The sequence below is a fragment of the Dapis purpurea BLCC-M126 genome (assembly GCF_050015975.1).
GTDB lineage: Bacteria > Cyanobacteriota > Cyanobacteriia > Cyanobacteriales > Microcoleaceae > Trichodesmium.
Map to the genome: position 1 here is coordinate 1 of NZ_JBNHER010000323.1, position 6,788 is coordinate 6,788.

Consider the following 6,788-nt stretch of genomic DNA (forward strand, 5'->3'; position numbering starts at 1 on the left):
ACTCCTAAAAAATACCCTGTCTATTTGTAACAAACATTTATTAAATTGGTATAAACCATTTCTCAGATTATCATTTTTAGCTTCTACTAAAGTTATTACTGGTGCTTTGAGAACTATTTGCTTGGTTGAAAAACTAATAATGAAGTGACAAAAAACATTTAATCCTGACTCTGGATTAACATTAAATTCGATGCCAGAAAATAAACTAATTTGGTTATTAGATATTTTTTTATTTCTGCTAATATTGGCGCAATAATATATTCTGTTTGCGGAGTATTCCGTCAGGAAACGAGCTTTTTATGAAGCTATTGCTACTGCTAATGGTAGATAATATTCTAAAGCTTATTGAATAAATTGACTGGGATAGACTTCTGGTAATTAGTTAAATTTCCCCAAGTTTTCTACCACGTCGAGATTAAAATTTGTCAGAACTTCCTCTAAGGTAAATTTACTGTAAGGCATGAATTTTTCTAGAGGTAAAAGTAAGTATTTCTGCATTTAATTATTTTTCTAGTTAAAGCTTATACCAATTACCCAAATTAATGCTATATTTAGATGGCACTTCAACGAGCGAGTAATTAACACAGAAATTAAGAATTTTTTTGATAATTATTAGCTAGTTTGTATTAATTATTCTTATATTTACCACTCTCCCACTTCCCTACTCCCCTACTTAGGTAAATGTAGAGAAGTCTTTGAATAATAGTATTATAGGGTGGGCAAATACTTACTAATTGAGACCTATTGTATCTCAAGTAAGATTTTACCCACCCTAATTTTTTTGACTATCTTCCAGCACCGTGAAAAATAATTATTAATTCAGTTTTGTTGTCGGTAACACCAACCAAATAAAGTAGCACCAACAACTAACTTAATTACCTCTAATAACCAATAACCACCGTGCATTTGATTCATTGCTACAGGAACTTTATTAACCGACTCAAACAAATTTAGATTAATACCTAAAGCAGTCATTTGAGGAGTTAAACCATAAGTATCAATTAGAGCGATCGCCAACAATACTATAGAAAAAATAATTGCTGTTTTACTATTTTTAATGAAATGATTTGGCGTAACACTCAAAACTAATAAACCTGTTAAACCCAAGCTTGCACAAAGTAACTCAACTCGGTTAAATACAGAAAACATTACTGAACCTGCTACTGTAAAATCTGATGTATTCATCATCCCAGAAGCATACATACTTGGCATAATTACTAGGTCTAAAATTATGCAGGCGCTTAACCAGAAACCCAAAGTTAAACAAACTATTGTTTGCCAACGTTGTTGATTGGACTCCAGATTTGGAGAAATAATTGCCATCGATTTTTACCTTATGTATCTAGCGACTTAATTTAAAGTTTAACGAAAATTCGACTCAATTAGCATTAAGTAGTATTAAGTATTTTTACAATTTGCTTTTCATAAGGGAATAGGAAGCAGGGATTAGTAATGAGGGAAATAGAAAAATTGTTAAAATCTACTAGAGACTACCTAGACAATTAAAAAGGATAAAGAATAGTTAATTAGTCTTAAAAAAAACTTTTTTACCTCTGTATAGCAATCCTAAATAATTTGTGAAAAAAAATGTTATATGAAATATATATGAAATACTAAATTTTTTGCTACAAATACTTAGGCTGTTTCAACGAGTCAGGAGTTCGCAGGAATAGCCTATAATCATTATATTACAGCAAAAATTTGTTTTTACTCAAATAGACATTTCTAAGTAAAGTATTTTAACCAGCTAAATTATTCGTAGCATTATTTTTTTAGATTTCATATTAGAATCTATTCAAGATTACTGTATTTTATCCAAATGCTTAAACCAAGTAAAATATAATCCAATCGATAATAAAATAAACATCAATAACAAAACACCAAAATTATCCCACTGCTTCATCATCAACATCATTCCCATCAAAAATAAAACCAACTGCCAAGGAATAGCAATCAAAGTTGCCATAATATCTCGTCGATTTTCTCTTTGAATTTTTGCTTGAATATTAGTTGGCAAATTCTGACTAACCACTCCCCAAAAACCAAAAGGTCGAGTCACTTGATAAAAATTATCAATCACTTCTAAGTTAGTTGCTGGAGTTAATAATGTTCCAAAAATACATCCCAAAAAAGAACAAATACTCGGTACTAAAAACAGAATATATTCTTGAAGTTGAGGCAAATTTAACAAAGGTAAAATAACCGCTTTTGTCAAAATAGCTGCAACTAAACCAGCACCAGTACCAATCGCAAATCCATAACCATTAAATCGCCACCAATACCATCTCAAAACTAAAGGAATAAACAACCCAGTTCCTAATCCTAAAGTCAACCATCCCCAAATATCATTAATATTCGTAATATTAAAACTAAAAATTAATCCCAAACCAACAATTAAAATAGAAGCTAAACGACCTTGATTAATCAATTCTTGATTAGAAGCTTCAGGTTGAATATAAGCTTGATAAATATCCTTCACCCAATATGCAGCACTAGCATTAATAATCGAATCAAAAGTTGACATTGCAGCAGCAATAAAACAAGCAACCAATAAACCTTTAACTCCCACTGGAATATATTCAGCAATTACAGTAGGTAAGACTAATTCCGGGTCAGAAATAATCTGATTTTTTAAACCATAATCTATTCCTAATATTGCCAAAGATGTAACTAGAGGCCAGCGAAATGATAATAAAAAAATCCAGAATAAAGAAAGTAAACCAGCTTCGCGATCGCTCTTAGCAGCAAAGTAACGTTGAATCATATAACCACCCCCTCCAGCACCACCTTCTAGAAATACTTTAAAAATATAAAATAACATTACCCCACCAAACAAATTAAAAATACTATAATCTCCTGGTAAGTCAATTTTTATCGGTGGAATAATACTACTCCATTCTGTCAAACTCCATTCTTGTAATTTTTCTGTACCTGGAATTGAAATAGCAAAAGTCTCTGGCAAAGTTACTGTTTGAAAAGCAATAAAACAGATATATAAAATCGCCACAAAAATCAAAAATCCCTGAAAAACATCCGTCAAAACAACACCATAAAATCCACTTACAGTAGTATAGATGAGAGCCAATAAAATCAGAAATATTCCAGCAACTCTATCATCAATACCCAGAAATCCTCCTAAAAATTTTCCCCCTCCAACAGCAAAATAACTCATCGTACCAATAGCAAAAATAATATTAGCAACCGCACTAATAATTCTGGCAATATTTCCTTCCTTATTCTTCCCAAAACGTAACTCCATCCATTCAGCAATAGTCATTACTTGAGCGCGACGATTCCACTTTCCCATAAACGTCATTAGGAACGCCATAATTAATACAACTCCGCCCCGAATTTCAATAAAAAATCCCTTAGTTCCTAAAGCATAGACTAAAGAAGTTAATACCATAGTACCAGCTAAATCAGTATTAGAAGCCATACCAGAAGCACCCAAAATCCACCAAGGAAGATTACGATTTCCTAGAAAGTAAGAATCAATTCCTGTCGATGCTTTTCTTTGGAGAAAAAATCCAAAAATTATTATAAATAACAGGTAGATTGTGACAATTATATAATCAATTATTTCCATCCAACTAATCACTCAATAAATTATCACTTATAATTTTATATCAAATATAACACTATAGAAGTTATGACAATTACTATTAAAAATCCGACAAAAATTATTATATTTTGATTCTCTCTTTCAACTGCTCTAGATGAAATTAATCGGTAATCTTGTAAAAGTATAAAAATATGCTGATAAATCTTTTTGATTGCTAAGATAGAAATTGCAAGAATCACCATCTTTTCACCACTAATTATTAACTTTTTTTCATCAATACAGTATTACCCAAAATTTTTCTTCTCAATAGAAACCTGACTCTCTAATTATTTCATACCCTCTATTGCTATAAAAAATTTTAGCTGTTAATGAAGAATTAACATATATAAACTTATGTTTTTTATAAAGGGCAATTTGTTTTAGAGTTTCTAATAATCTTGTACCAATACCTTGCCGTGTAAATTTTGGAGAAACAAAAAGGCTATAAATTTCTGGATTCTCAACATAAATAGAGCTAAAGCCAACAATTTTTTCATTATAAATTGCCAAAAAAATTGCCTCTTTCTTGAATTTTAATACTGCTTGTCCTCTAACTAAAGATTCTATCTGTGGTGCTTAATAATCTTTAGCAGATAAAATTCTCAAGGACTCTGTTTGTAAATCAATAATTTTTTCTTTTTCTTCAATTTTAGCCAAACGAATTGAAGTTTTCATTATAATTTTTTACTTACCGCCTTTTACAGGCTTTTTTCAGATTAATCAATATGACTAATTTTCTGAATTAAGACGACTCATTTCCCAAGTAGTATAAGTACCAATAGGACTCCAAAATATATAGGGCAATAATAAAATTCCTGCCCAACTATTAATTTTCCAGACAGTCAGAATTAGCATCAGGCTTAATACAAAACCAGTTCCTCCAATAATTGTTCCCACTTTCAAACTTTGTGTCCGAAACATCACAGGTGTATAAGCTATTGTCACTATTTCTAACAATAAATATAATGCCATTAATAACCAAGTTTTTTGTGTTCCTGGTTCCTGTTCCCAAATAATATAAGCTGACCAAGCACCACAAATAAAAATCGTCGTCCAAATTAAAGGAATTAACCTTTCAAAAGTTAACCAACTTGGTCTTTGTAAACGCCTAAACCATTGAGCATCTCTATAACTAATGAAACTACTACTACTAAATGCTATCAAGAAAGTAACACTACCAATTATTACCCAAGATTTCATGATTTTTTTTGTAATTTATCTTTAGGACAGCAAAGCCGAAAAATTTTAACTATTTAGCTACTGAAATTTATAAATTATCCACTTTTAAGAATAACTAACTATAGATAAAGACTGAACCAATTAAAAATAATATTAATATATATAGCAATTTCCATTCTGGTGAGGTACACAATTCTTTGTTTTGACGGAAGAGGGAAGAGGGAATAGAACACAACATAAAGATAGATTTACCTCATTAGACTGAGAAACGCTATCTTAAAATATATCAAATTAAATATGAATTAAATTATCTATCTTAATCAAAATTTTTTGCTAGGAAGAGATAATTTAATTTAAGTTTTTCTACTATCTATCAACAACCTAATATATAGTTAAAATAAAGTATTTTTAAGCAAAATTAGCTTTAAGATAATTTTCAATGTCACAAAAAACACTTATTACAAATCTATCTCTTCCCATCACAAAAAATTATTGATCAACAAATTAATTAACCAAGTCGATGATTTTGTTCAAGTTCCATACTAGATTCATCCTCATTATCTTTAGGAACAAGATAATTACCATTTTGAGGCTGTAAAACTGCTTGAATTGTTTTAAGAAAACGATTTGATGAAACTTTACCATTAATTTTTTGACGTGCTTTTACCTTCTTAACTAGATGTCGCATTACAGATAAATCTAGTTCATCTATAAAATGGTCAGCAATTTTTTCTCCCATTACATCAATTGCTTCTGAATACTGATTTTTCAACATCTCGATAGCTGCATAACCTTCATTATTAACTTGTTCTGAAGTATCATTTACTCTATCATTGATAGAATTATTATATATATTATTTTCCCTCAGATTTTTTTCATCTTCCTGGTCAAATGTTTGTGGCCTAATTTGACGACGTTCTATAAAACTTTGATAGTCAATAATGCTCATGCCAAGATTATAAATATGATGATGTACATGATCTATTAGATCAACTTCATCTGGATTATAATACCCTCGACTACTATCAATACCATGTAATTGTGACCAACGTTTGAGAATTATTTCATCCTCTAAGTTGTATCTTTCTAACATTTGACTGGTAGTCAGATCGCTTTGTGGTGTTACTTTGAAATCACTCATTAATAATACTCCCCAAAATAATTTAAGACAATGTATATTATACTTATATCCCCCTCAAAAAAGAGTTGAAATTATCAACTCCGGATTGGAGTAAAAGAAACTGTTATCTTTATAAAACTCTAAAAAAATAGACTGAAAATAACACCTAAATTTAATAAATATACTCGAATCATCTAAAATCCAAAGTATGCAATCTCATAATCTATTCCTGTATGATAATTTGTGGAATAATTCTCATCCTATAACTAAATTTGCAAGTCGATTGTAAAAAAAAGTAATTTATTTATATTCATTTAGTTTTACAACTTGTCTAAAGACTTGCTAGTATAATATAGCATCATCTACTGTAGAACCTATAACTATGCCTATATACGATTATTTTTGTCCAACTAATAACCAAAAACTAGAAGTTTGGCACAGTATAAATGAGAATATCACAACTTGGGGTCAGCTATGTAAGTTAGCTAAATGTGAAATAGGCGACACTCCAGAAGAAACTCCTGTTAAACGTATGATTAGCGCCCCTAGAATAATAGTAGAAACCGGAGTTAGCGATCTAAAAAGTCATGGATTTAGTAAATTGGTAAAACGGGATAAAGGAGTATATGAAAATGTAACAGCAACAGGTGATGAAAGTCGCATAGTCAATATAAATGATCGTAGTACCTATCCAAATTTCAAAGAAAAATTAGGAGACTAAAATATGACGAAAAATCTGTTCTTTACTATCTCCAGTAATTTTCTACAAAAACTGATAAATTGTAGTGTTTAAATTTGAGATGTGAAACTAGGATCGATGAAAAAACGAAAATCTTACAGCGGTTTTCATATTAATAAACCACAATGATACTGACTCCTTACTCCTTA

The 6,788-nt window shown here is 30.2% G+C and carries 6 protein-coding genes; 1 reads left to right on the forward strand and 5 read right to left on the reverse strand.

Annotated features, from left to right (window positions below; translation table 11 throughout):
- Positions 1-819: 819 nt before the first annotated feature.
- The 5 genes from ACP6PL_RS29675 to ACP6PL_RS29695 form a co-directional block, all read right to left on the reverse strand.
- Positions 820-1,323, reverse strand: coding sequence for a hypothetical protein (locus tag ACP6PL_RS29675; protein WP_426548962.1), 504 nt, complete (start codon positions 1,321-1,323; stop codon positions 820-822).
- Between the two features lie 478 nt (positions 1,324-1,801).
- The gene (locus ACP6PL_RS29680; RefSeq protein ID WP_426548963.1) at positions 1,802-3,586 is read right to left on the reverse strand and encodes a sodium:solute symporter family transporter; all 1,785 of its coding nucleotides are present in this window, start codon (positions 3,584-3,586) and stop codon (positions 1,802-1,804) included.
- A 279-nt stretch (positions 3,587-3,865) separates the two neighbouring features.
- Entirely contained in the window at positions 3,866-4,168 is a 303-nt protein-coding gene (locus ACP6PL_RS29685) for a GNAT family N-acetyltransferase (protein WP_426548966.1), read from the reverse strand.
- A 162-nt stretch (positions 4,169-4,330) separates the two neighbouring features.
- Positions 4,331-4,804 (reverse strand): TspO/MBR family protein, encoded by a 474-nt coding sequence (locus tag ACP6PL_RS29690; RefSeq protein ID WP_426548967.1) that lies wholly within the window; start codon positions 4,802-4,804, stop codon positions 4,331-4,333.
- Between the two features lie 484 nt (positions 4,805-5,288).
- Positions 5,289-5,921 (reverse strand): hypothetical protein, encoded by a 633-nt coding sequence (locus tag ACP6PL_RS29695; protein ID WP_426548964.1) that lies wholly within the window; start codon positions 5,919-5,921, stop codon positions 5,289-5,291.
- Positions 5,922-6,282: 361 nt separating this feature from the next.
- On the opposite strand from ACP6PL_RS29695, the gene ACP6PL_RS29700 reads away from it, so the two are divergent.
- Positions 6,283-6,621, forward strand: a complete 339-nt coding sequence (locus tag ACP6PL_RS29700) for an FmdB family zinc ribbon protein (RefSeq protein ID WP_426548965.1) — start codon at positions 6,283-6,285, stop codon at positions 6,619-6,621.
- Positions 6,622-6,788 lie beyond the last annotated feature (167 nt).